This window comes from Paenibacillus radicibacter, assembly GCF_024721995.1.
Lineage (GTDB): Bacteria > Bacillota > Bacilli > Paenibacillales > NBRC-103111 > Paenibacillus_AM > Paenibacillus_AM radicibacter.
On sequence record NZ_JANQBC010000004.1, the window covers coordinates 191,252 to 217,329 of the forward strand.

Genomic DNA, 26,078 nt, shown 5'->3' on the forward strand with positions numbered 1-26,078 from the left:
TATACTCGCATCGGAACATTTTGCAATACCTTTTTTTCAGAAAAATTGAATACAAAAAAAGCAACCTCTTATAAACAAGAGATTGCTTCCTCATCTATCCCTGCTACTTCTAGCAGCTTATTGCATTTCAACCGCATTGACACCCGGTATTTCCTGAATTAAAGGCAATAAATCATCAGGCTCATAAGCGTTTGGCAGCTTCACATTCATCGACAATTCGATTTCAAGCATATTCTTATCCAGCTTCTCCGCATGGAAATTAAGTATTACAATTTGTTTATCACGAAGCGTATGCTGAATCCTGCTGATGAGATCTGGCTCATTCTCAATACGTAATATAAGTTGTTCGGATTTAGGGAACGATAACCACCGAAACTGACGATGTAGCATCTTCTGTCCGATTAGGATAAGTATGGTAACCCCAACACCTAGTGTATACATACCTGCTCCTAGCGATAAGCCAATGCCTGCTGTTGTCCATACACCTGCTGCTGTCGTAAGTCCCTTAACCGTCTGCCGCTGCAAGAAGATCATCCCCGCACCCAAGAATGACACCCCACTGACAACCTGTGCCGCGATCCTCGAAGGATCTAAGCCAACACCTTCTGTACCTAGAATATCGGCAAAACCATACTTAGATACCACCATCATAAGCGATGCCCCTACTGCAACTACGAAATGGGTACGTACGCCAGCCTCTTTCATCCGACTTTTCCGTTCATAACCAATCATCACACCACATATGCCAGCAATCACAAGACGTAGTAAAAATTCCAGTTGCATCATCATTCGATAATCCCCTCCTCATCTTTGGGTATCCGCTTCTACAAGCGAGATCCTGCTATACTTGGACGAAGTTTACTATTGCAAAAAACTGCTGTACCCCAATAGGATACCGCAGTTTTGAACATCGAATCTATGATATTTCATTTCGTATCAAACTAATGAATGCCGAAGATAACTTTCCACACCGGCTCAGACATACCGCCTGGATACAAGATATATAGAAGCACATATACCGCAACTCCTGTTGGAGCTGTAAGCAGCCATACAATTGCAGCTGTCTTCCCGATTCTGCGGTGCTTCATGAAATTCTTCTTGTATGCATGCCATAGCGTAATGAGACCAAGCACACCGCCAGTTGTCGCAAGTGCGATATGGAAGAACAAGAAGATATGATAATACAGCTTAATGGACTGTGGTCCGTTAAACATCGTATTTCCTACGAATATCGTGCGAGACATATAGATAATAAAGAAGGTTAACGCGAACACTGCTCCCCAAATCATCAGCTTCTCGTGCGTTTGACGATTGCCTTTCACAATATGGTACCAGCCAAACCCGACAAAGATAGCGCTGATCACAATAAACATCGTGGATAACGTTGGCAAAATCTGCATACGAAGTACTCACCTATTTCCTTAAAATAATGAATGGACTACGACTTCACTGGCTCGAAGGTGTGCTTATACTCAACACCCTCACGTGGTTCATCAGATAGTTCAGTATCATGTGCCCGTTCTGAATTGTACCATTTGCGGAAAATAATAAACAGTACGAACCCATATGACAACTCCTGCATAATCTTCATGACAACTCCACCAAGCTGTTGATCGTCCAGTACCGGCAAGAACTCAAATGGCAGCACAACGTCCTTGTACATCGCATACATCGGTGTTTCTGCAAAAATAATGAGCGCACACGCTGGTGTTAGAAGCACACCATTGACGAAGATGTAACCCATCTTCTTCACGCCTGTCATCGAGCCATAGTCTGGAATTGTCGTAAACACCGGGAACCACATCGTAAATGCCGTAAATAACAGCACCGAATGATACGCGAATCGTGCCAATTCATTCATCATAACGAAATCCATGACCAGAGGCAAATGGTAGACCGAGAATAACAGATTAAAGAGCAATACAGCGATAATTGGACTTGTAAAAAACTTCACGATTAGATGAACCCAGCGTACTTTAAGCACAGGCTCAAGCGCCCATGACGGCATACCGGTAATAATATATATCGGTGCAATCAAATACAGTATCGACTGCTGCAACATGTGAATGCTGAACATATAATGATGACCTATGTAATCCAACGGACTGCCTTGCGCAATATAGACCAAGATGAGCCCTGTATAAAAAGCCGCTTTTGTCTTCGTACTAACCGGCTCAGAATTCGCAAAGCTCTCTCTCCAAGAGCCTACTAGTCGATAATACAGCAGGCCTACAACGCTGAGAAACAAGATGAGCAGAGGACTCCATAATTCAAAAAAACTTGCCGATTGCCCCATAATCTGTGTGTGATCCATACTGTACATCTCCCTTTCCATGCCCTTATTGAATGAGTTTCTGATAATTCATGCAATTATTTCCTAACAAAAAAGGGGGCGCTTCTAAACAAAGCTGACCCCCTACATGACAATACTTCGAACAACTACTCTCTTACCACCAAGTCCAGTATACAGCTGCTACTACTGCAGTCAGTGCAATAATGAACCCGAAGATGAGACCAATTGCTGCGAACACATGACCTCTTTCTTTCATATGCATCCAGTATGCAAGTTGGAAAATACATTGCACCACTGCAAGCGTAATGATGAAGATCAAGATGAACGAGCGATCAAGATCACCGTAAATAACAACTGCGAAAGCTAGCATCGTAAGCAAAATCGATACGATGTAAGACAAGAAATGCGGAGCCGGGCTCTCAGGCTTGCGACGTCTGTTCGATGAAGCAGTATTTTGTACTTGTTCCATCTTAGTGACCCACCTTCCCCATTAGATACACAACTGTGAAGATAAACACCCACACTACGTCGATAAAGTGCCAGTACAAGGACGCGACATAGAATTTCGGAGCTGTTGTAGTTGTTAATCCTTTTTTCAAACCTTGGATAATTAACAGTGTAATCCAGAGAACCCCGAATAATACGTGAGCCCCGTGGAAACCAACTAATGTGTAGAATGATGTTGAGAATGCATTCTTCGAGAACGTATGTCCTTCATGCACATACTCAACAAACTCGTAAATCTCAAGTCCTAAGAAGCTAAGACCAAGAACAACCGTAACACCTAACCATAGAAGCATTTGTTTAAGTTTCTTCTTATGCATAGCCATCATCGCGAATACGCTCGTTAGTGAAGAGGTAAGCAAGATGAATGTTGAGATCGCAACGATGCTAAGTTTGAACAAATGTTCCGCAGTCGGATCGCCTTCTGGAACGGAATTACGAAGAGCGATGTATGTCGCAAACAAAGTACCGAAGAGTACCATCTCTCCGCCAAGGAAAAGCCAGAACCCTAATATCTTATTTCTCCCTTCAAGCGTTGCTCTTTCGGGATGATCTGGCAATGCGCCAGTATGATTAGCAGCCATTATGCTTTGTCCTCCTTGTCTTCAAGCTCTTCTACTTCAATATGCCAACCGTGATCGTCGTAGACGGAACGAAGGAACATACATACAAGTGTTACACCAATACCGGCAAATGATAAGTAGTGGTTACCCATTTTACCAGCGTAGATAAATCCGAAAGCTGCAATTGTTAGACCAATTGACATTACAAATGGCAAGATCGATGGTGATGGCATATGAATTGGGCCAACAGGCTCTGTATATGTCATCTCTTTGTTACCCGCCATTTTTTCTTTCCAAAGTGGATCTAAACCACGAACAAGTGGTGTTTGTTTAAAGTTATATTCTGGTGCTGGTGAAGGAATTGTCCACTCTAGAGTACGACCATCCCAAGGGTCAGCAGGAGCATTCGCTTTCTTCGCTGCTGTCATGAAGATGTTGATCATGAAGATGATCACACCTACACCCATCAGCATTGCGCCAATTGTTGAAATCAAGTTACCTTCATTAAGTCCAAGATCACCGTCATACGTGAATACACGACGTGGCATACCCATTAGACCTAGGAAATGTTGCGGGAAGAACGTCAAATGGAAACCGATGAAGAACGTCCAGAAATGAACTTTACCCATTGTTTCATTCAGCATCTTACCGAACATCTTCGGCCACCAGTAGTAAGAACCAGCGAAGATACCCATGATAAGTCCACCAACAAGTACGTAGTGGAAGTGAGCAATAACGAAGTAAGAATCGTGATATTGGAAGTCAGCTGCAGGAACTGCAAGCATAACCCCTGTCGTACCACCCATTACGAAAGTTGGAATAAACGCTGTTGCCCACAAGTTAGCAGCCGTAAAGCGGATATGTCCTCCCCATAATGTGAACAACCAGTTGAAGATCTTAACCCCTGTCGGGATTGCAATTGCCATGGTCGCGATCGCGAAGATCGAGTTCGCAACAGGGCCCATACCTACTGTAAACATATGGTGAACCCACACCATGAAGCCTAAGAAACCGATAAGCACAGTCGCGAATACCATGGAGCTGTATCCGAACAAACGCTTGGAAGAGAATGTCGATACGATCTCAGAGATAATACCGAATGCTGGGAGAATCAAGATATAAACTTCCGGGTGACCGAAAATCCAGAAAAGATGTTCCCAAAGTACCGCGTTACCACCCTTAGCCGGGTTAAAGAACGCACCGTCGAATAGACGGTCAAACATGAGCTCGACAAGACCTACTGTAATAGCAGGGAATGCGAATAGAATAAGTGCAGATGTAATGAACGCAGACCATGTAAATAGCGGCATACGCATGTATGTCATACCTGGAGCACGCATGTTAATAATCGTTACGAGGAAGTTAATACCCCCGATTAGTGTACCTAGACCAGCTACTTGAAGACCTAGGACATAGAAATTCATACCGAAGTGATCCGGACCAGTAGAAAGCGGTGCATATGCCGTCCAACCTGCATCTGGTACTTCGCCAACTAACCAAGATACGTTCAGTAAAATTCCCCCGAAGAAGAACAACCAAAATCCAAGTGAGTTAACAAACGGATACGCTACGTCCCGTGCCCCGATTTGGAGTGGAACGAGTGCGTTCATGAATCCGAAAATGAGCGGCATTGCTGCCAAGAAAATCATTGTCGTACCGTGCATCGTTGTTAATTCATTGAATGTCTTACCGATAAACAATGTGGAACCCGGAAACATGAGTTGTAGACGAATGAGTAACGCTTCAAGACCGCCTAGGAGGAAGAAGAATCCACCAGCGAAGTAATAAAGCTTACCGATTTTTTTGTGGTCAACGGTGGTTAGCCAATCCATTAATCCACTATATCGTTTCACTTGATGATGCCCATGAGCATGTGCCAACGTGTTAACCTCCTTTTTCCAAAAATTCTTATTTCAAGGTATTTAAGTATTTAACAATTTCGTTAATTTCTTCGTCTTTGAGAGGTACTTTCGGCATCTTATTGCCTACTTTCTCTTCTTGTGGATCTTTAATCCAAGCTTTAAGATCCGCATCCGTATGATCTAGAATACCTGCGATTTTCTGACGGCTGGCAAATCCATTTAAGTTCGGACCGAATGATCCTGTCTTCACATCTGTTGCGTGACAGCTCAAGCAGTTTTGCTTGAACAACTCTTGTCCTTTTTGTGCGTCAGCCGAAACCGTTGCAGGCGTCTTCATCTTATCGACCCATGCTTGGAAGTCTGCGTCTGTCTTCGCGATAACTTTAAAGTCCATTAAGCTGTGTGCATCGCCGCATAGCTCTGCGCACTTACCGCGATAAATACCTGGCTCATCTGCTTGTAATGGTAACGTATTCACACCACTGCCTACGTTCGTGTCAATCTTACCACCAAGGGATGGAATCCAGAAGGAGTGCGTCACATCAACGGAAGATAATTCGAATGCAATCTTCTTACCTGCTGGAATGACTAAATCTTGTGCTGTATGTATGCCGAGTGATGGATACTCGAATTCCCACCAGAATTGGTGGCCTGTTACTTTGACGACAAGCGCGTCTTTGTTTTGTCTCAAATCTTCGGAGCTCTTAAACGTTGTATTAATCGTCGGAACCGCCAAGATCACGAGTAAGATGATTGGAATAACTGTCCAGATCACTTCTAAAAGATGGCTACCTTCCACTTGTTTCGGAACGCCTGTCTGACCTTTGCGCTTGCGGAAACGAATAATAACGTAGAAGTACAGCAAGAATACGACTACTACAACTGAGATCATGATGATCAAACTTAACATCATCAAATCAAATTGGCCCTGCGCGTACGGACCTCTTGGAATTAATGCGGACTGGGTAGGATTACCACAGCCTGCGAGTAAAAGCGACATCACCGCAAATAGGGGGACAAGACGCCACATCTTTTTCCACTGACTCATAAAGTTCATCAACCCCACTTCAAAACCATTATTTTTAGCACGAACTTAACCCATTGTCAACCAACCACATCACACTTCATTTAATATAAATTCAGTATACTTCTTTGTCAATCGAATTGGACGCCCCTTCAAGCATAGTTCACAAATTGTTCTAAAAACTCAATCTCATGCGAAAATTATTACAAAGTCAGTACTATATTAATGAAGAAATGTGGATTGAAATGTAAAAATCAACTATTTTTTGCGGTTTTGCTGGGAAAGGTTATAATGAGATATTCCGATTACGGATTTGACCGTAGATTTAAACGTATATATAAAGGAGACTATTTACCCCATGACATTGAAATTTGCCGATTTAGGTGTTCTTACAGAACTTGTTAATGTACTTTCCAAAAACGGGATTACGGACCCTACCCCTGTTCAAAAAGAAGCGATTCCTCTCGCACTTGAAGGTGATGATGTAATCGCACAAGCACAGACGGGTACGGGTAAGACACTTGCATTCGCACTACCTATGCTTCAGCGTATTCGTACGGAAAACGCGGTAACGCAAGGTTTGATCTTAACACCAACACGTGAACTTGCGATCCAGATTACGACGGAGCTGAATAAGCTTGCTCCAGTAATGGGCGTTCGTGTTCTTGCAGCATATGGCGGTCAAGACGTTGAGAAACAGCTTCATAAGCTAAAAGGAAACATTCACCTTGTCGTAGCTACGCCAGGTCGTTTGCTTGATCATATGCGCCGCGGATCCATTGATCTAAGCCAAGTCAAAATGCTCGTGCTCGATGAAGCTGATCAAATGCTTCATATGGGCTTCTTAAAGGAAGTTGAAGAAATCATCATGGCAACGAATTATCGTCGCCAAACGATGTTGTTCTCTGCAACGATGCCAAATGCCATTCGTGGACTTGCGATGCAATATATGCGTGAAGCTAAAGAGATTCGCATTGCTCCGAAGCAAGTAACGTTGAAGGAAATTGAGCAAATCGTTATTGAAACGTCAGATCGTGCGAAGGAAGATACACTTTGCCAAATGCTTATCGATATGAAGCCGTACCTAGCCGTTGTCTTCTGTCGTACGAAGCGTCGTGCAGCAGCACTTAATGAAGCTTTGCAAGAGCGCGGCTTCTCTTCGGATGAATTGCATGGTGATTTGAGTCAAGCGAAGCGTGAAGGCGTCATGAAACGTTTCCGTGAAGCTAGAATTCATATTCTTATCGCGACTGACGTGGCAGCTCGCGGTATTGATGTGGAAGGTATCACTCATGTATTCAACTACGACATCACACCGGATGCTGAGAGCTACATCCACCGTATTGGCCGTACAGGCCGTGCAGGTGAGCACGGAACGGCGATTACATTCGCGACTGGAAGAGATGCTCAAAACCTTGAAACAATTGAACGTGCACTCGGTCATTCCTTGAAAAGACAACGCGGACAGTTTACAAGTACGAGTAAGAAAGAATCTGCAGATGAAGTGTCCTACACGACATCACAAGGTCGTAACGCAGGTAAATCCCGTGGCGATCGCGGGAATAGTCGCACAACTGGCAATGACCGCGGTGGACGTGACGGCGGTCGTAAGACACGTGGTGACTACCAACGTAATGTGCTTAAACGTGATAACAAGCGTTCAGGCGGACAAGATCGTGAGAACGCGGTACCACAAGGTCCATGGCGCCGTAGCAGTGAAAGCGAAGCTGAGCGAATCGTAGAGCGCGTTGAGCGTTCTGCAGAACGTGCAGCTCGTAACAGCGCAGATCGCGTAGCAACTCGCAGTGTACGTGCGGAGCGTGAAGGCTCTGCTGAACGCAGCAATGCACGCGGCGGCGCACAAGGCAATCGTGGCGGACGTAGCAACAATAACAACAATAGCACGAAGCGCTGGGAAGGTCGTGACAACGATACGCGCAGCGCAGATCGCGGTGGACGTGATCAAGCAGATCGCGGAGCATCCCGCGGGGAGTTCGGCGGACGCGGTGATGCAGGACAGCGTGATGGACGCGGCAGCGCTCGCGCAAGCTTCGGCGGCGGACGTAATGCTGGTGCAGGGCGCGGTGAGTCCAGCGGACGCGGTAATGCTGGCGCAGGGCGCGGCGAGTCCAGTGGACGCGGTAATGCTGGCGCAGGGCGCGGTGATGCAGGACAACGCGGTGGTCGCAATAACTCTGAGCGCGGTGCAGAGTCAGAATGGTTCAGTGGTCGTGGCGATGCGCAACAACGTGAAGGTCGCGGCAGCGCACGCCCTAACTTTGGCGGTGGCCGTGCGAACAGCGGCGGTCGCAAACCAGGCGGTCGAAAGCGTTAATTTACGCGCTAAGTGATTGTTATACTAGCATCAGTGGACGAGAGTCTGCTGGTGCTATTTTTATATAGATCGCGAAATTTTTATTATTAAAAAAATATTAATTATGCAAATTAGTTGACCTTTGGTATGTTAAAGGCTGGAAATCGCATATAAAATAAACTACAATAAGGAATAACATTAGCCCAATACTGGATGCCCAGACTTAATGTGAAAGACTTCAATCCCAACGTTGTTTTCCAAAGAAGGGAGTGTTCATTCTTATGTACAGATTGAAAGATGACGAAATACTATTCGTATTTACAGGCCCCCATGGTGCAGGTCGCAAAACAGTTGCCGAGATGTCAGGTGCTACGCTTGGAGTCAAACAAGTGTTATCCTATACGACTAGACCGCCCCGCCCTACTGAGGTTGAGGGTCAAGACTACCGATTCATATCCCCCGTCGAATTTTTCAATGCACAAAGTAAAGGCGAATTCCTTGAAGTCATGCAAACGGACAGTCATTTTTACGGTGTAAAAAGCCAAGATGTTGCTAACATGCTACATGATCGTGGAAGCGCATTCCTGATTCTGAACGCTGAAGGAGCGACGAAACTCAAAGATTTGTATGGAGATAAGCTCGTTCGAATAATGATCTATGTAGATCGCAAGACCCTTGTCCAGCGTATGAAAGAAAACGGAGAGTCTGACGCGGATATTGAGCGTTACAATTCTCATTATGATTCATCCGTTGCCTATCGCAGTGAGTGTGAGCATTCATTCGAGAATGTTGATCTTGCGCATACGGTATTCGATCTGACGAAGACACTAGACACTTACTTAAATCGCAACCTTGTCGATATGGACTAATCCGATATTGCCCTAGACGCTTCGCGTTTGGGGCTTTTTATATACCTTGGTTAAATATGCCCCCCTCCCCTATAAATAAAAGTTTATGGTATGATACTAAAGTAGACTTTTCATAACATTCCAATTTGCGTGTAACGCATATCCAATAAAGGAGGGTTTATCGCCCATGAAGATCATCTCGATCGAACCAACACCGAGTCCCAACTCCATGAAACTGACGATGGATCAGTCACAGCCTGCTAGCGTTCGCTTAACCTACGACCAAACAAACGTTTCAAAGGCACCTGAATATGTACAACAATTGCTCCAAATACCAGATGTCAAAAGTGTATTCCTTGCAGCAGACTTTATTGCACTTGATCGCAAACCAAAAGGTGACTGGCAGCAAATCTTAGCTGCCACACGCGAAGTGTTCGGTAGCACTGGACAAGGTGCCGCTCAGCAAGAGAGCGTTGCATCAGACGATCCATGGGGTGAAGTACACGTATTCCTCCAGAAGTTTCGCGGCATTCCGCTGCAAGTACGTGTTCGTGCTGGTAACGAAGAGGTTCGCGCTGCGATGCCACAACGATTTACAGATGCCGCAATGAAGGCAACAGCAGCATCTCCAAGCTTACTGAAAGAGCGTCACCTTGATGAGTTCGGTATTCGCTACGGTGAGTTAAATGAAGTGCTGGAGACGATTGTTCAAGAGGTTGATGCTTCTTATGATGACGAGACACTTCACCTATTAACGGAGCAAGCTACTCAAAGTGTAGCAGCATATACCGCTTTACCCGAAGATAGCAAAGTGATTAAGCGTAAGCTTACACTCGAAGAAATTCAAATACAGTTGCAAGCAGACGATTGGAAAAAGCGCTATGCTGCGCTAGACGCAATCGAACCATCATCTGAGACGATGCCGATTCTGGTACAACTTCTACAAGATGATCAAACTTCTGTTCGCCGCCTTGCAATGGTATTGTTAAGCCAAATTAAAGATCCTGCTGTTCTGCCTCATCTCTATCAGATGCTGCAAGACCGCTCCCCTGTTCTGCGTCGTACAGCAGGTGACTCCCTATCCGACATTGGTGATCCTGCGGCAACACCTGCAATGATTAAGGCGCTTCAAGATGATAACAAGCTTGTTCGTTGGCGCGCTGCTCGCTTTTTATACGAAGTAGGCGATGCAACCGCAGTTGAGGCCTTGCGCCAAGCAGCTGAAGACGATGAGTTCGAAGTGCGCATGCAGGCGAATATCGCGCTCGAGCGAATTGAGAGCGGTCAAGAAGCCGAAGGAACCGTGTGGCAGCAGATGACGAGACGACAAAATAGCTAATCACTCACCCTCTCTCCTTGTTACAAAGGCGGGAGGGTGTTTTATTTCAACCCAACGTGGCAACAATGATAGAGATTATCGCCATGGAGGAATCTGATGAACATCTATCTTGAGATCACATTACGCGCCTTAGCCGCTTTTACCATCCTCATGTTAACAGCACGTGTCTTAGGGAAACAGACGCTCGCGCAAATGACTTACTTTGACTTCATCTCTTCCGTCACATTAGTCGTGATTACAGCCAATATTGTGTTTAATACCGACTACAATGTGTTTCACCTTATCTATGCCCTTCTCCTGTTTGCAACGATCATCTTAGTCGTAGCACAGATCGCCTTGAAGAATAGAAAATTCCGCAAGCTACTAGCGGGTGATCCAACAATCGTTATCCAAAACGGTAAAATTCTCGAACATAACATGCGCAAAATGCGCTACACGCTAGATTCCTTGAATCAGGAGCTGCGTGAGCGCAATATTTTTAATATGAACGAAGTTTTGTTCGCAATCTTAGAAATCAACGGAATCTTAACGGTGTTAAAGAAACCTCAATATCGCACGGTCACCCGCAAAGATCTCTGGATAGCAACCAAGACGGAAACCCGATTGCCTATCGAACTCATTATGGATGGAACCGTCATTGAGAAGAATCTATCCCAGAATAATCTCACAATCGACTGGCTGCACAAGCAATTAACGAAAAATCACTTACAAGTCAGTGATGTTACCTATGCCGTCCTGGGCGTTGATAAGCAGCTCTATATCGATACGTACGATGACCACTTACAATCCCCTATGGACGAGGAATAAGCCTACTGCTTCTTATATTGGTTAAAATAAACCATACGATCCTCAATCGTCGGATGCGATCCTGTAAACCACTGTACTAACGTAGGCTCTGTTACAGGTGCAAGCGATTCCTTCGCGATCTTCTGGAAAGCACGGATTGCCGCGTCACCGTCGTGGGTCATTTGCATGGCATAGGCATCCGCTCGGTGTTCAATGACTCTGGAGAAGCCATTCTGAATCGGACTTGAAGCGAAGCTGATTAAAGTAACAATCGCAACTAGCACAGGATACGCCGCGAAATCTCCACGACCACGTATACCGAAGTGATGACCCCATTTGCCGATAGACCAAGTTAAAAGCCAGAATCCAAGTCCAATTACCGCAAGACTAGAGAGAAGTCCGAATGCTAAACCCCAATAAATATGCCGCTCCACGTAGTGACCCATCTCATGCGCCATGATTGTTAAGATTTCATCGGTTCTCAGCTTATCCAGTGTCGTGTCCCAGAGGACAATCCGCGCATTCGATCCAATCCCGTTCACATACGCATTAATCCCGCCTGTTCGCTCCGACATGTTTACTTGATACACATCATGGGCTGGAATTTGTGCTTCATTAGCTAAATGAAGAATATCCTGCTTAAGCTGTCCATTCGCTAGTGGCTCAAATTTATTAAATAACGGATCAATGACGACAGGCTGCAAGAAGGTCAGGAACAAGGTCAGTGGGATCGTAATGATCCACATCCATAGCCAAGCGCGCTTCTGCACCTTGCGAAGCAGGATATAGATAATACCGAATATGAGCGCCGTACCTACCCATTCGAGCCAGAAGTTCTTGATCAAATCCGTGATCCACACGGTTGTGGATTCCTTCGATACCCCATACGTTCGGCTAAGCAGATGGAACACATAACTGACCGGCACGAAGATTAACGTCAAAATGAGTGAGAAGAAGAGTGCATACGCTGGGAATTGCAGAAACGGTGATCGGAACCATTTTTCAACAATTGTACGTAAGCCAGTAGAGAATCTTAGAAGTCCAATTAACACCCCGATCATCAAGAATGGGTGAACGAAAAAGTACCACGTCCCGATACGTGACATGATCTCTGCCCGCTCAATCTGATCCCCGGTCATAAATGTATGCGGATCAATGAGTGTCCCTGTAAACTTAGCATCAACCCCGAAGAAATTACCCTTCCACACATACCAAGCAACACCGAGACTGTACACAATCAGAAGTCCAATATAGTACGTCCAAAACTTTCGCATGGCGCTTACCTCCTATTCAGAAGCCCATTTATCCGTAACTGTTGTCCATCTTATGGTATGTGTAAGCACCACACAATATCACCTACAATTTGTCCGCACCTAACGTCTCACCATGCAGAAGAATATGGAGTCGCTCGCTAGCAAGCCCTTGTTTCTTCCACTCGGCAACTAGTCGATCCAGCGCTTCCTTAGGCGTATCATCCGCTAGACGAAATGCCCCATAATGCATCGGTACGAAATGCTTCGCCTTCACATCCAAGAATGCTTGAACAGCCTCCTCGGGTGTTACATGCTGAAGTTTCATGAACCATTCTGGCTCATACGCACCAATCGGCATAAGTGCCGTATGAATGTTGAATCGCTCACCGATCAATTGGAAACCTCGGAAGTAACCACTATCTCCTGCAAAATAAACCGCTTGCGGATCTTGAGCTGACGTCTGAATGACATACCCGCCCCAATGCGAAGTGTTCGTATCCGTTAGCGTTCGCTTCGTCCAATGCTGTGTCGGGACAAAATGAATTTCCACTCCACTTACTGTCGTCTGCTCCCACCAAGCTAGTTCTTGTACATTCGCAAATCCTTTGCGAACCATTTTCGCCTTGAGTCCAATCGGTACAATGAGAAGTGGATGATGCTTGCGCTCAATCGCGCGGAGCGAAGCAAGGTGCATGTGATCATAATGCGAGTGGGATAGTAGCATCACATCAATCGCGGGCAGTTCCTCGAGCGTCAACCCCGGTAGAGCTAGTCGCTTCGATACTGCCATGCTGTTTGCCCAGACTGGATCGGTAATCATGTTAAGTCCCCCATGTTGAATGAGAAACGTCGAATGCCCTATCCAAGTTACGGTCGTCTGGGTCCGATTATTAGCAAGGAACGCAACCTCTTTATTCGGAATTACCCCAACAACATAGGACATATCCTTAACCTTCGAGCTACGCTCCTTGCGCCACTTCATTAGCTTGTTGAACGAATTTTCTAATCCTACACCATCTAAATTTTCATAACGCTGTCTTACCATATGTAACAACCGCCTCTCGCTTAAGTTTGACATTTACGAGCCTGCGCTCTATGTTTAAAAGATACGTTAGAATGAGTGAACAAAGGGGATTTGAAATATGAATATGTCGCAAAAAGAAATGGAACAACAGCTTCGCCAGAACTATGAGCGTGATGAGCGCATGATGGCGTTAGTGTTCGCACAGTGGTGTGTAAATCACGATCTCGATCCAATTGAGGTATACCGTAAAGCTTACCCAAACCAAGAGACAAGCCCTGCTCTTATCGAGATGTTAGAACTTACCGTTCCGAAAGAAGAAGCTGGTGAAGTCGCACATGATACTCTGCTTGGCGTGCTATCCCTATTCGACAACTCCGACTTAGCCGCAGTTGTAACGGAAGAAATGCAGACGCTTCGCAATAAGAAATAATAGCCTACGATTTATGATACCGAACTTATCTTCACTTGTAAAAAAAGACAAAAAAACAGCGTAAGGTCAATGACCTAACGCTGTTTTTTTGTATGTTTCGAAATCATTTTTATAACTCACTATTTTTTAATCGTAATAATCGCTTTACCTAGTGGGACAACTGTTTTACCAAAATGTTGGTTCAGTACGTTCCCTGCACAGCCGTAGAAGCTTGCAAGAGCGATCAATAGCTCGCAGACGCCAGCTACATTTTTCATAAATGCAGGTGCAATATCGAATGAGTATGCGGACAAGCCGATGAATAAAAAGTCGATAAAAACGAAAATAATAAACAAGTTTTTGTTCGTGCCAAGCGCACCGAAAGTCATGAACAGTGAGAAGATCAAGTAACCGATGTAAGCAACACCAAGTTGTTTGTGATCAACTGCCGCTGCAAGCGTAGAACCGAATACACCCGCTTCGATTAGCCAAGACGCACCAACTGCGAACCAGAAGAATGCGAATGCGCCAAATGCTGTCGTACCAAAAACGTTATTTCGTTTGGAATCGTTAATGCAAGCGAATAACTGTGCGAAGGCTCCTAAGAAAATTGCCCAAGGCAGTATAAAGGCTACACCCGTTGTTAGTCCAAGCTTTTGTGTAGAAGCGACGAGAGTAACCATCGCAAGTCCGAATAATCCAAGTGCTGACGGATCACAGTTTGTAATTTTTACAGATTGAGTCTGCATGTTCTTTTTTCCCCCATGTTGTTTATCTAGTTGTATTTATCAAAAATAGTAGGCAACAAAACTATATTATTATACACATTTTGCATACGGGAAACAAATGGGAATGTGCTCCAATTCACAATAACAAGATAAGGTGGCTTTCATAGATGCAATCCACTCCTGCTAAAGAGAGATCGTTCTACTGGTTAATCCTCGAAAACACGTTGTTTGCCGCAGCAAGTGCGCTATCCGGTACATTCGTTAACGTCTACTTATGGAAAGCGAGTCAAGATTATGCCGTGCTTGGCTGGTTCTCACTGCTGCAATTCCTTACGATGGCAATTACCTTCTGCCTCGCTGGTATCTGGGTGAAGGAAGGCAACAAAATGAACTGCTTGCGTGCAGGTGTCGCGGCATCTGCCGTCTTCTACCTATGTGTGTTAATGCTCGGGACTAGCAGTGTTACATACGTGTGGTTGCTTGGAATTCTGCAAGGCGCTGCATCGGGCTTGTTCTGGCTGGCGTATAATGTGCTCTATTTTGAAGTGACGAGTCCAGACGATCGAGATGTGTTTAATGGCTGGGTCGGAGCACTTACCTCCTTGTCAGGTATGATTGCACCATGGATTTCGGGATTTATTATCGTCCATATGCCCGATGAAAAAGGGTACTCCGTAATATTCTCCATCTCTATGGGCATATTCATTCTTGGTGTGATCGTGAGTTTCTTTATTACCAAGCGAGAGCCTGTTGGCGAATATATGTGGTCGCATAGCTGGGGACATTTTAAGAAGAAGAATACGCCTTGGAGGCGAATCTGCGCCGCGCTTGCCGCACAAGGGTTTCGTGAGGGGGTATTCGGGTTCATGATTGGGCTGCTCGTCTATATCGCAACTTCCAGCGAGCAAAAGCTTGGTAATTATGCTCTCCTCACTTCTGCCGTTTCGTTCGTTAGTTATTGGATTGTCGGGCGTTATGTCAAAGTGAGATGGCGAAGTACTTGCATGTGGATTGGTGCAGTCTGTATGGTCGCGCTGATTATCCCCTTTTTCTGGCGAATCGATTATGTCACTTTGTTGATCTTCGGCGTTGGGGTCGCGCTTAGCATTCCACTGTATACATTGCCGATTACTTCGGCTGTGTTTGATCTGATCGGTAGTAATGAGGAGCATGTTAGGCTCCGTGAGGAATTCATTATCCTTCGCGAACTTGCGCTCAATGCAGGAAGATTACTAGGTGTTATCGTCTTTATTCTGGTACTGTCATGGCGTACCGATCCGCTTGTCATTAGCAGTATGATGCTCGTGATAGGCAGTGCGCCGATTGCTTGTACGTTACTGCTTCGTCGGCAATTAACTTCGTTCGCTTCAGCTAGCACTGTTAAGACGATACCTCCCAAATACAAATAATCGCAAAAAAAACCTCCAATCGCGTATAATGGACTTCATCCTACTAGATTGGAGGGGCTATTCATATGAACACGCTACAGCTTATTCTCATTGGATTATTCATTGTTATGAACTTCATTAGCTACAGCACAATGGCAAGTGATAAGCGCCGTGCTGCCAAGAATCAGCGCCGCATACCTGAGAAGAAACTATTCCTGCTCGCAGCATGCGGAGGTGCAATCGGCAGTCAAATCGCGATGAATCGCAAACGTCATAAGACGAAACATCTCAGCTTCCGCCTTGGTATTCCGCTACTTATTCTATTTAGTGTCGGCGTATATGGCTACTTACTTGTGCTCGCTCAGAAATTATAACGTAAGAAAAGACTCCAAGATCACACCCGCTGTCTCTTCAATCGCCTTATCCGTCACGTTAATGATTGGACAACCTAGCTTGCTTGCAAGCTCATGCGCATAGTCCAACTCTTCCGTAATCCGCTGCTGGGTTGCGTATTTCGAACCATCAGGCAAGCCAAGGGCACGAAGGCGTTCTGTGCGGATCTTATACATTTTCTCAAAGTCCATCGTCAAGCATACAATGCGCGAGCTATCCACCTTGAACAACTCCGCGGGCGGCTTCATCTCTGGAATGAGCGGTAGATTCGCGACTTTGAACCCTTTGTGCGCAAGGAACATACTAAGTGGTGTCTTGGATGTGCGCGACACCCCAATCAGGACAATATCTGCTTCTAACATTGCCGCCGTCTCACGGCCATCATCGCATCGAACCGTGAACTCAATTGCTTCGACTCTACGGAAGTAATCCTCATCCAGCACATGAAGCAGTCCTGGCTTACGGCTTGGAGAATCCCCGAACGTATCAATAAAAGCTTGCATCATCGGTCCCATAATATCGACCGCGTGGACTTTGAGGCGCTTTGCTTCTTCCTTCATCACTTCACGAAGCTCTGGCTCTACGAGTGTATAGGCAATAAATCCACCGGTCTGCGCTACCTCCTGCACCGCCAATCGAATCTCCGAATCTTGATGCAAATGACTAATCCGACGCAAGCGTACCGGATGATTATAGAATTGACGAATCGTCGCTCGTACCACCGTCTCCGCTGTCTCCCCCACCGAATCCGAGCAAATCGTAATCGTCGGTTGTCCATTCAAATTCATCTATGTGTGACCTCCCTGATCGTCTTCTTTACTCATTTCATCATAACATAGGAGGCAGGAGTTATACGAATTGGGAGGCAAGCTATATGACGAAAAAAAAGCCACTGGGCAGTATGTGCCCAATGACTATTTTTGAAAATGAATGGGTATCAATGCGTTCCGCCAGAACGGAAATCATCATAAGAAGATTGATCCGCATGATAGAATACGACATCGCCGTCACGAAGATTGAACGTCTTACCGTAAGGATCCGTGAAGCTTCTACGGTAACCTTCTAGCGTCCATTGATTCCGATTTGGATCGGTTTGCAGCATCGCAGGTGTGTGAATGTACTGAAGGTGCGGGTTGTTAAAGTCTCTGTTCTGGATGGTCTCTAGATTGAAGTTCACGATGATGTAGCCATCTTTCAAGAAGATCTTCGACTTCTCGTCCAGTACATTTTTAATACCGTAATCTGGGATGTTCGTCCCCTTTCCCACGACATACACAGCAGCAGGAATACTGTATTCCCCGTACCACTGCTGCTCGGCAGCTTGGACACGGTAAGGGTTTACGCCTAACGGAACATACTGTTGACCAATGAGCATTCGAACATCGGAGATGAGCAACTCAAGAGCGTATCCGCCGATATATTTCTTTTCTTTTGACACGTGCTCTGCAAAGGCATCGCTGTAGGTTTTCTTATCCATTTTCCAATTCAGAGGTTTGGAGAACAACTCCCATAGAGCGCTTGATGACCTTGTTATATCACTTGCAGGTACGTTGCGCAGGCGCTGATCGAGTACCATGTATCTTTTCTGGACATCATCTTTAGAGCCAATTTGAATGAACCGCTTGTCGTCCGAGTGGTAATACAGATCGACTTCTTGTCTGTTCTGACCATTCTTGTCTACGTAGTAGAAAGTCGGTGTCACACGAATCGAATCGTCGAAGCGGAACATGTCACCTTTGGTCTTCATATCGAATTTGAACGTATAACCAGTCTTTACCGACACATTACGATAGCCCTTCTCAGGATGACTACCTTGACGGATCGGAAGCAAAAATGGTGCTTGGTTGCCTCTTGGGTCTCCGTCTATCTGGTTCGGACCTGACCAATAGTAGTTGCCTGTATGCGTACTCGCTCCTTGTTGCGTGCGGAATACCGTCTCCCAATTGAAATCCTGAACGTCTGTTATCCTGAAATCGTATAAGCGGCCGATCACATCAACCGGAATAACATCTGATGCTACATGATGTGTCAAATCCAAGTTGGCATTGTGTTGATTTGTAAACGGGTCTGGTGCATTCTCGGCAATCGTTCGGAACAACACATCATAGAATCCTTCATCCACCCATACTGGCATGAAGAACTTCGTCGCCTCTTGGTTTACTGGGATAGAGATCCATGTTTCCTTCGCATAAAACTTCGACTTATCCCCGTTGTACACGTCAAATGGGAACCACACTTGCTTATCTCGTACATACTTCGCATAGTCGCGATCTCCGTAACCTGGAATGTTACGATGTTGACCATCTGTTGGCATATGTATGGTGAACGGTCGATCTAATATCGTTGCAGAGCGATCCCACGCGGGTACGGTTTTCTGGTTGTGAGCTTTATCGTCCGAGATAGAAGCGTAAATGACGACAGGAGTGTGAACGGTGACAGTGTTGATGTTGTTGATTGGGAAGTTCTTGTCTGAACCGCCTTTGATATTGCCTGGAGTGATCAACTGATAATAGATCGTACCACTAGAAGGCTGACTTTCTTTATTAATTAGAGACTTACTGATTACATAGCCGTTACCATAGAGAACATTTTCATCGATACGTTTAGGTTTTGGAATTTCTCCAGGTGTTGGAGCTGTTTTTTCAGTGGAACTGTTATCCATAATAACCGAACCATTGAAGTTGAGAAAGTCGTTCTTCACTTGATTTTCTCCCACAGCACCATCTGCATCAGACTTAAAGTCTTCAGGTGGAGGTGTTTTACCAGCTACTTCTTCTGTTCCTAAATCGACATTATCACAAGAAGCTGGCGTAACATGATCTTCGATCGAATCTGAATTTTTAGCATCTACTGTTGGTGGAGTATACCCTTGTGGTTGAAGATCGACACTCCCACTTAATGCATAGTTCGCCATAGTAGCCTTCTCGATCTTGTTTACTTCCAGGTTGTCGATAACCCAGTAGGAGAAGTCGCGATCAATGTTATAGTCTTTCTTTATAGTCTTCGTATCTTGCTTATCAACATCAGGAAGTGGTTTTCCATCTTTGTCCTTCCCACCTGGTTCCTTCCACTTCATATTGTATGTTTTCGTAACTGTTACCTTAAAGGTGTACTTCCCCGTCTTATTAGTAAACTTGTTCTTATACAAATATTCTAGCCCAAAGGCGTTGGCATACAAGCTTTCAGAAGTTGGTATGCCTTGCAGTACATCGAACCGTTCTGAATGTCGAGTGTCGGCTTTAATCACGCCGTCTGATTGTGGATCGCTAACTTCGCCTGTCATGGAAGATGCGTCAGATGGACCTGTAAGTGTTGAAGAACAAGTGGGACCACCAGAGTTACAGTCGGGATCACCGGGTTTACAAGTCTCTCCTGGTTTATCACCATAGATAGCAACGATTTCTATTGGTGGGAATTCATATACTTGACCAGTAAATGTCAACTTCCAATTATTAAAATATACTAATTTTCGATTTGGTGCTTCAGATGTTACCTGCCCATCAACATCAAATAATGCCAAATACCAAAATTTTAATGTTCTTGCCTTTAAATCTAATTTTATATTTTTTACTTTATCTTTAAAAACTGTTGGATAATGTTCAAGACCTTTGTCTTCATCAAAATCTACCTTCACATCTTTCAATTTATCAATTTCTATACGCAACCCATCATCACTTTCAAGATGTGTTGTAATAATATTATGATTTCGATAATCCCAAGCCTCATCTCCGCGAGTAATTGGGGTATCTCCTTTATTCGCTCCTCCACTATCAATTGAAACAAAATTAGATACTTCTGAAGGAAATGGTCTACCATTAGGCTCATTTCCTGTTCGAGGTAAACTTGCCCACTCTGCACCTGTTGCTCTTGGTTGATCGTATTTCCCTTTATACCTATAGAACATTCGACTTCCCTCGAAATCGTACATCCATACATTCGTCATAGTCTCATCTCGCCACCATGTAAAATTTCCTTGACCAGTGGTTTCAGTTTTTTTTAAATCAATAGATCTTATGCTTTGAATATCTCCAACTTTGAATTTATTGCCAACATCCGGTTTCAGAGGATTTCCTATTCTTTCGTCTTTTTTATTCTTATTTCGTAAATAAACTTCCGTTATATACTTCCCGGGCGGAGGGGCTGGTATTGTAACAGTGTCGTACGACCATTTGGAATATCCACTAATTATGTTATCGTTATGTTTTTGAATAACGAACGAATCATCGACCCCCAAATCCACAACATACTCTGGTTCAGCAGCTACAGCTATATTGGGAAGTAGTCCTATAAACATACTTAATACAAGCAATATAGAACAATACTTTTTCATAGCCCCTCCTAGTTACTAATTTCTTTCCTAGTCCACGAACTCAATAAATTTGACATAGGTGTATTAAACTTCCCTATCGGTGAAAATGTAACTTCCATTGTTGGATCCGCAATCCAATCTCCTTTAGGAATAAATTGACCCGTAATGTATGTTACTGTAGTATTTTCTTTTGCTATTAATGCCCCATTAGAACTTTTATTAGCGTCATTCACAATAAGGCCATCGAGTTTTTGTGCTTTCTTCGATAAATCATTAACATTTCTTATATCACCGCCAATAAATGTGTAAGCACTTAGAATTAAATCGAAGTTAGCAACATTCTTTTTCACCTTTAATTTATTTACAGCAATAACTGCGTATCCACCATTTGACACATCTACAGCCTGACGAGTAGAAAAAATAAAGCGTTTTGATCCTTCAGGTATTAAATGACGATTAGGGTCATTCTTATCATCTAGGTCAATGACAACGAATCTCTCAGTTTCAGCGATGTAATTTCCATCGGCTTTTTCTTCATGCATCAAGTCGTCTCTAAATTTGTCATAACTTCCATCATCATATTTGTATGGTTTTGTAAAATACCTCGGCAACATCGACATCACATTCGTCTTATGCCAATAAATCTCCGCACCTGAAATCGCGTACTTATCAACGGGTAGCTTCTTACCCGCCTTCACATCGGTTACACGATTCACGATCGCAATTGCTTCAGCTCTCGTCGTTGTGCCATCAGGGGCAACGTCCCCATTGCCTTTGCCATGCACGATTCCAGCTTTCGCTGCTTCCCATAGCCACTGTTTCTCTTCAATCTCACCGAACTCATATTTAAGTGCAGCTGCGCGTCCTGCGAGCTTTACCATCTCTTTGCGTGGAATGGCTTCTTCCATGCTGCTTGCTGTAAAATCATTCTTGTAAAAGCCTTCTTTGGTTGCTGCGGCAACAAATTTGTCGTACCAGTTTGCTCCATCCGCACCATTAGGTAACTTGAGTGCTGTCGTTAACAACTTAATGAACTCCGAACGCTTTACTTCCTGATCAGGTCGGAATGATCCATCTTCATAGCCAGCTGCAATGCCGCCTTCCACGGCTTTCATAATATCTGCCGCTGCCCAATGCCCACCAATATCTGTAAAATTCGCTGGAGCTGCATAGGCAACTTTCAATCCCTCACTTTTTCCTTGTAGCAAATTCCCCATACCCGTAAATCCACTACCTACTAACGCTACTAGTAAAGCCGAACTTACAACTACTCTCTTCTTCAATCTCATCACCATTTGCCTCCTTATGTATCATCACAATCAATCTATTAACTCTGAAATTTCAAATAAAATAGCACCCTCCTAGTTCATGCTTGTTCCTACCAATCTTAACTCATTTGGTTAATTCAGTAAATTATTGATACGCTTAATTATGGAAAAAAAGTGCCCAACCTAAATAACAGGTTGGGCACTCGCTGCTTGCGAAGTGTATCTCACATATGAGAAGAAACGATTATTTTACAACAACAATACGATCTTCTGTTTTAGGATTTAGTGTTTTCATCTTAATAATCTCTGCTTCCATCAAGTCGTAGAAAGTTACGCCTGTGTTGAATGCACCTGGTTGCTTCAAGGAAGTATAACCGTCGCCACCAGCGATCATGAAGTCGTTCGTTGCTACCTTGTACTTTTTGCTAAGGTCAAGGTCTTTACCGCCAACTTTCACGTCAATTACACGGGAACCAACTGCTTTCGTTGGGTTGTAAGAGAAGGACATACCACTGATTTGTGGGAAGCGTCCGCCGCCTGTTTCAACTTGGCTTACACCATTTTCAAGTGCTGCTTTAAGGTCGCTTCCTGTTACTTCAACAACTGCTAAAGTATTAGGGAACGGGAATACCGTTTGAAGCATTTTCTTCGTGATATCGCCTGCTAACATCTTGTCACGGATACCGCCACCGTTCGTGATTGCAACGTCAGCTTCAAATCCAGGGATAGATTGAGTACGCTCACGCATAATGTCTGCAGTTAGGTTACCCAAGTTTGTTTCTTGAGCACGCACTAATGTACGATCGCCATCCAAGTTAACTTCAGCTTTCGCGATTACGATGTTAAGAGCATCATCGATTTTCTTCGCGATTTCGTCTACCATTTTCGCTACTTTTGGATCAGCTGCAACTGTCTCGTCGTACTCTTTCAAGCCGCCGGAGAATTGTACAAGCTCATTCTTGAAGTAGAACAAGTCTGCACGACCTAAGGATTTACCGTATTCCCAGTCTTGCACGATGTATGTACCGTTCACCACTTCTGGTGTTTTAAGAGGAGTATGTGAGTGTCCGCCAACGATTAGATCGATGCCAGGAACATTCTTCGCGATTTCACGGTCAACGTCCACACCTACGTGGGATACGACAACAACGTGATCTGCTTTTTTCTTAAGCTCAGGTACTAATTTCTTAGCAATTTCAACTGGGCTCTTGAAAGTTAAACCTTTAACATTGTCTGGGTGTGTAACAACTGGTGTTTCTTCTGTTACAAAACCAAGGAATGCGAATTTCTTACCGCCAATTTCTGCATAATGAACCGGTTGCAAGAACTCTGTACCATCTTCTTTAAATACGTTGGAGCTAATTACAGGGTAATCCAATTGATCACGAAGTTTAAGCAATTGATCTGCACCAAAGTCAAATTCGTGGTTACCAGCAGCCATTGTCTCATATGCCAAGTGGTTCAAAATTGGAAGAATGGATTCACCTTTGAATTGGTTCGTGTAGATTGTACCTTGGAACGTATCCCCTGCATCAAGCAATAGGAAGTTCGGGTTTTCTTTACGCCATTCATTGATCAATGTAGCCATTTTTGCATAACCAAACTCTTTACCGCTCTTATTCTCAACGATGTGACCGTGTACGTCATTTGTGTGTCCAATAGTAATCTGAGTTGTTACAGCAGTACCAAGTGCTTGAATGAATGCTTCTCTTGTTACTGTGCTGTCACCAGTTAAATCAAGCTTCACGCTTAATTTAGCTGCAATCTCAACAACACGATTAGCTGATAGAGTTGCGTCAGGTTTCAATGATTCTTCTTTTGTGATAGCACCAGCTGTTAGACTTGCGTCAATTGCTCCTGCTGCCCAATGCGCTCCGGAAGCTGCTTTAGGAACTTCACCGTTCACTCTAGCAACCAAAGTTACAACTTCTGCTAATGTTACAGCACGTTTCAAAGCAAGATCCCCGCCTTGATCACCTACAACGATAGCTTTCTTTTGCATCCAATCGGAATGATTTACAGCTTGTAGAGGTGCTGCACCTACGCTACCAACAGCAAGCGCTGAAGCAAGCACACCTGCGGAAATCATGACACTAAGTTTTCTTTTCAATTGAAATACCCCTCTCAAAATAATCTCTATGAAAATAGCAACATGTCTATTCTAACCGATAATCTACTAGAATTGTACGTAAGTTAATAAAATTCATTAAAACTTCCGAACATACAACATATACTGTAAATTATGAAATTAATTGTATGCCATAACAGCAAAAAAACCTCAGAAAGTGTCTGAGATTTCATTGCAATTTCCTTATGGCTTCGGAGAATTCGTAGTCTCCGGCTTTTTACTAGCTTCTGTATTTCCTTGATTCGGTGAAGGTTTGGTGCTATTCTTGGCACCATTGTCACTTGGTTTCGTAGTCGAATTACCCGGCTGCTTGGTTCCTTGTGGTTCTGGAGATTTCGTTGCACTTGGCGACTTACTAGGTCCTGGTGAATTCTTCCCTGTAGAAGGAGATGTTCCGGGTTTGCTGCTTGGACTTGGGGATGGTGATTTATTCTTATTGTACCAAGACTTATTCGGATCATATGTACCACCTGGATCAATGCTCTTAAGACCCTGCCAAATGTTATTCACTTTCACATCATCCGAGTTCTCAAATACGAGAAATGCGGTAGGAAGCGTTCGCTCGCCACCATCTGGTGAAGAAGGTTTAGTTATGACATTGCCATCTAACACCATCTCTGCAGATGAACCACCATCAAGGAATCCTGCGTTCACACAACCTTCTGCAAGCAATAAATCTTGCACTTCACGATAAGTTGCTCCAACACTATGTTTCTGTCTACCATCAATGACGATAAAGATAACTGTACCATCTTTACGCTGACCAAGAGCCGTTCGTGGATGAATCCCGCCCCCACCATCACCACTCGTAATTAGAGGTTGGCCATTGGCGATAATACGAGGATAGAAGGAAACAGCTTCACTTACTTGCTTCTCTTTCAGCTCCTTGGTCGAGTATTTGCCGATGAGCAGAACACCATCTTTCGTAAAACCGACAATATGCTGAGGGGTAGTTTCTGCTGTATCATTATGTAAGACCTCACCACCTGACATCACGATACCAATTGGGGCAAAACCGTTCCCAAACCCACCCGGATCGATGAATCCACCCGCATTCACACCTGCAAGCGCGCCAGTCCGTTTCACCATCGACGATACACGCTCACCTACGCCTTGCTTGCCGGGTACGACAATTCGGATCGCTTTAGGATCATATACATACATCTTCTTACCGACCCAACGCGTGCCGGATATATCTTCAACTTTAATTAGTTCACCTTGACGCTTCTCTTCTTGCGTAACATCTACTTCTTTCATGTCTTGAGGGACTTCTGCGTTCTTGTCACTGAGTTCAAATAACGCTTGTACCATTTCATCACGCTTAGCTCCGCCAACGAAGAACCATGCCCAGTCTCGGTGCTGAGTCGTAATCGCTGTCTCAGCAAGCAACATCCGAAGCTTAGCTCCTGCTGGTGTTAAGTAAAGTAAATTTGAACCGATAAATATTGTAACTGCAATCACGAACAAGATTCGTTTCCAGCGACCCCATCTGCGAAAGCCGGTCATCTGTTGTCCTGCGAGATTCACTCGTATCCCTCCCGCCCTAAATTGGAAAAATTTATAGTTCCTTCTCCCATATTACCATACTTCATCTTTACAATCTTCATCCATTTTTGTAATGTAACATGATACAACTATTATCAGG

General features: G+C 44.4%; 22 protein-coding genes. 7 read left to right on the top strand and 15 right to left on the bottom strand.

The window, feature by feature from the left end; genetic code table 11:
- Window positions 1-117: 117 nt before the first annotated feature.
- The 7 genes from NV379_RS11015 to coxB all read right to left on the bottom strand — a co-directional run bounded on the left by NV379_RS11015 (window position 118) and on the right by coxB (window position 6,270).
- Entirely contained in the window at window positions 118-786 is a 669-nt protein-coding gene (locus NV379_RS11015; RefSeq protein ID WP_373426107.1) for an MgtC/SapB family protein, read from the bottom strand.
- 155 nt (window positions 787-941) lie between these two features.
- Window positions 942-1,400: a DUF420 domain-containing protein gene (locus NV379_RS11020; protein WP_258207367.1), complete on the bottom strand. Its 459-nt coding sequence runs from the start codon at window positions 1,398-1,400 to the stop codon at window positions 942-944.
- 38 nt (window positions 1,401-1,438) lie between these two features.
- The gene (locus tag NV379_RS11025) at window positions 1,439-2,314 is read right to left on the bottom strand and encodes a cytochrome c oxidase assembly protein (RefSeq protein ID WP_258207368.1); all 876 of its coding nucleotides are present in this window, start codon (window positions 2,312-2,314) and stop codon (window positions 1,439-1,441) included.
- Between the two features lie 133 nt (window positions 2,315-2,447).
- Window positions 2,448-2,762 (bottom strand): cytochrome C oxidase subunit IV family protein, encoded by a 315-nt coding sequence (locus tag NV379_RS11030; RefSeq protein WP_258207369.1) that lies wholly within the window; start codon window positions 2,760-2,762, stop codon window positions 2,448-2,450.
- 1 nt (window position 2,763) lies between these two features.
- On the bottom strand, window positions 2,764-3,381 hold the full coding sequence (locus tag NV379_RS11035) for a cytochrome (ubi)quinol oxidase subunit III (protein WP_258207370.1): 618 nt from the start codon (window positions 3,379-3,381) through the stop codon (window positions 2,764-2,766).
- Window positions 3,381-5,192, bottom strand: coding sequence for a cytochrome c oxidase subunit I (gene ctaD / locus NV379_RS11040; protein ID WP_258207489.1), 1,812 nt, complete (start codon window positions 5,190-5,192; stop codon window positions 3,381-3,383). Before ctaD ends, NV379_RS11035 begins: the two co-directional genes overlap by 1 nt.
- A gap of 76 nt (window positions 5,193-5,268) precedes the next feature.
- On the bottom strand, window positions 5,269-6,270 hold the full coding sequence (gene coxB / locus NV379_RS11045; protein ID WP_258207371.1) for a cytochrome c oxidase subunit II: 1,002 nt from the start codon (window positions 6,268-6,270) through the stop codon (window positions 5,269-5,271).
- 334 nt (window positions 6,271-6,604) lie between these two features.
- Here coxB and NV379_RS26065 point away from each other — a divergent pair, with 334 nt between their 5' ends.
- From NV379_RS26065 to NV379_RS11065, 4 genes are all read left to right on the top strand, one after another.
- A complete protein-coding gene (locus NV379_RS26065) occupies window positions 6,605-8,581 on the top strand; it encodes a DEAD/DEAH box helicase (RefSeq protein WP_308860277.1) in 1,977 nt (658 codons plus the stop codon).
- Window positions 8,582-8,841: 260 nt separating this feature from the next.
- A complete protein-coding gene (locus tag NV379_RS11055; protein WP_258207372.1) occupies window positions 8,842-9,429 on the top strand; it encodes a guanylate kinase in 588 nt (195 codons plus the stop codon).
- Window positions 9,430-9,595: 166 nt separating this feature from the next.
- On the top strand, window positions 9,596-10,747 hold the full coding sequence (locus NV379_RS11060; protein ID WP_258207373.1) for a virulence factor: 1,152 nt from the start codon (window positions 9,596-9,598) through the stop codon (window positions 10,745-10,747).
- 96 nt (window positions 10,748-10,843) lie between these two features.
- Window positions 10,844-11,554 carry a DUF421 domain-containing protein gene (locus NV379_RS11065; RefSeq protein ID WP_258207374.1) on the top strand — a complete coding sequence of 237 codons (711 nt, stop codon included), beginning with the start codon at window positions 10,844-10,846 and terminating at the stop codon, window positions 11,552-11,554.
- Window positions 11,555-11,556: 2 nt separating this feature from the next.
- Here NV379_RS11065 and NV379_RS11070 read toward each other — a convergent pair whose 3' ends face one another.
- Both NV379_RS11070 and NV379_RS11075 read right to left on the bottom strand, forming a co-directional pair.
- Window positions 11,557-12,807: a M48 family metallopeptidase gene (locus tag NV379_RS11070; protein ID WP_258207375.1), complete on the bottom strand. Its 1,251-nt coding sequence runs from the start codon at window positions 12,805-12,807 to the stop codon at window positions 11,557-11,559.
- A gap of 82 nt (window positions 12,808-12,889) precedes the next feature.
- Window positions 12,890-13,831: an MBL fold metallo-hydrolase gene (locus NV379_RS11075; protein WP_258207376.1), complete on the bottom strand. Its 942-nt coding sequence runs from the start codon at window positions 13,829-13,831 to the stop codon at window positions 12,890-12,892.
- Between the two features lie 103 nt (window positions 13,832-13,934).
- Here NV379_RS11075 and yxiS point away from each other — a divergent pair, with 103 nt between their 5' ends.
- Entirely contained in the window at window positions 13,935-14,240 is a 306-nt protein-coding gene (yxiS, locus tag NV379_RS11080; RefSeq protein ID WP_258207490.1) for a protein YxiS, read from the top strand.
- Window positions 14,241-14,359: 119 nt separating this feature from the next.
- Here yxiS and NV379_RS11085 read toward each other — a convergent pair whose 3' ends face one another.
- Complete coding sequence (locus NV379_RS11085; protein ID WP_258207377.1) at window positions 14,360-14,968, bottom strand: acetate uptake transporter; 609 nt, start codon at window positions 14,966-14,968, stop codon at window positions 14,360-14,362.
- Window positions 14,969-15,114: 146 nt separating this feature from the next.
- Here NV379_RS11085 and NV379_RS11090 point away from each other — a divergent pair, with 146 nt between their 5' ends.
- Both NV379_RS11090 and NV379_RS11095 read left to right on the top strand, forming a co-directional pair.
- Window positions 15,115-16,356, top strand: coding sequence for an MFS transporter (locus NV379_RS11090; protein WP_258207378.1), 1,242 nt, complete (start codon window positions 15,115-15,117; stop codon window positions 16,354-16,356).
- Between the two features lie 65 nt (window positions 16,357-16,421).
- Entirely contained in the window at window positions 16,422-16,709 is a 288-nt protein-coding gene (locus tag NV379_RS11095; protein WP_258207379.1) for a DUF1294 domain-containing protein, read from the top strand.
- Here the strand turns inward: NV379_RS11095 and NV379_RS11100 are convergent.
- The 5 genes from NV379_RS11100 to NV379_RS11120 form a co-directional block, all read right to left on the bottom strand.
- Window positions 16,704-17,516 carry a pyruvate, water dikinase regulatory protein gene (locus tag NV379_RS11100; protein WP_258207380.1) on the bottom strand — a complete coding sequence of 271 codons (813 nt, stop codon included), beginning with the start codon at window positions 17,514-17,516 and terminating at the stop codon, window positions 16,704-16,706. The two genes, NV379_RS11095 and NV379_RS11100, sit on opposite strands and share 6 nt — an antisense overlap.
- A 149-nt stretch (window positions 17,517-17,665) precedes the next feature.
- Window positions 17,666-21,058, bottom strand: coding sequence for a DUF5704 domain-containing protein (locus NV379_RS11105; RefSeq protein ID WP_258207381.1), 3,393 nt, complete (start codon window positions 21,056-21,058; stop codon window positions 17,666-17,668).
- An 8-nt stretch (window positions 21,059-21,066) separates the two neighbouring features.
- Window positions 21,067-22,326: an S-layer homology domain-containing protein gene (locus NV379_RS11110; protein WP_258207382.1), complete on the bottom strand. Its 1,260-nt coding sequence runs from the start codon at window positions 22,324-22,326 to the stop codon at window positions 21,067-21,069.
- A gap of 223 nt (window positions 22,327-22,549) precedes the next feature.
- A complete protein-coding gene (locus NV379_RS11115; RefSeq protein ID WP_258207491.1) occupies window positions 22,550-24,394 on the bottom strand; it encodes a bifunctional metallophosphatase/5'-nucleotidase in 1,845 nt (614 codons plus the stop codon).
- Window positions 24,395-24,616: 222 nt separating this feature from the next.
- Window positions 24,617-25,960: a phosphodiester glycosidase family protein gene (locus NV379_RS11120; protein WP_258207383.1), complete on the bottom strand. Its 1,344-nt coding sequence runs from the start codon at window positions 25,958-25,960 to the stop codon at window positions 24,617-24,619.
- Window positions 25,961-26,078 lie beyond the last annotated feature (118 nt).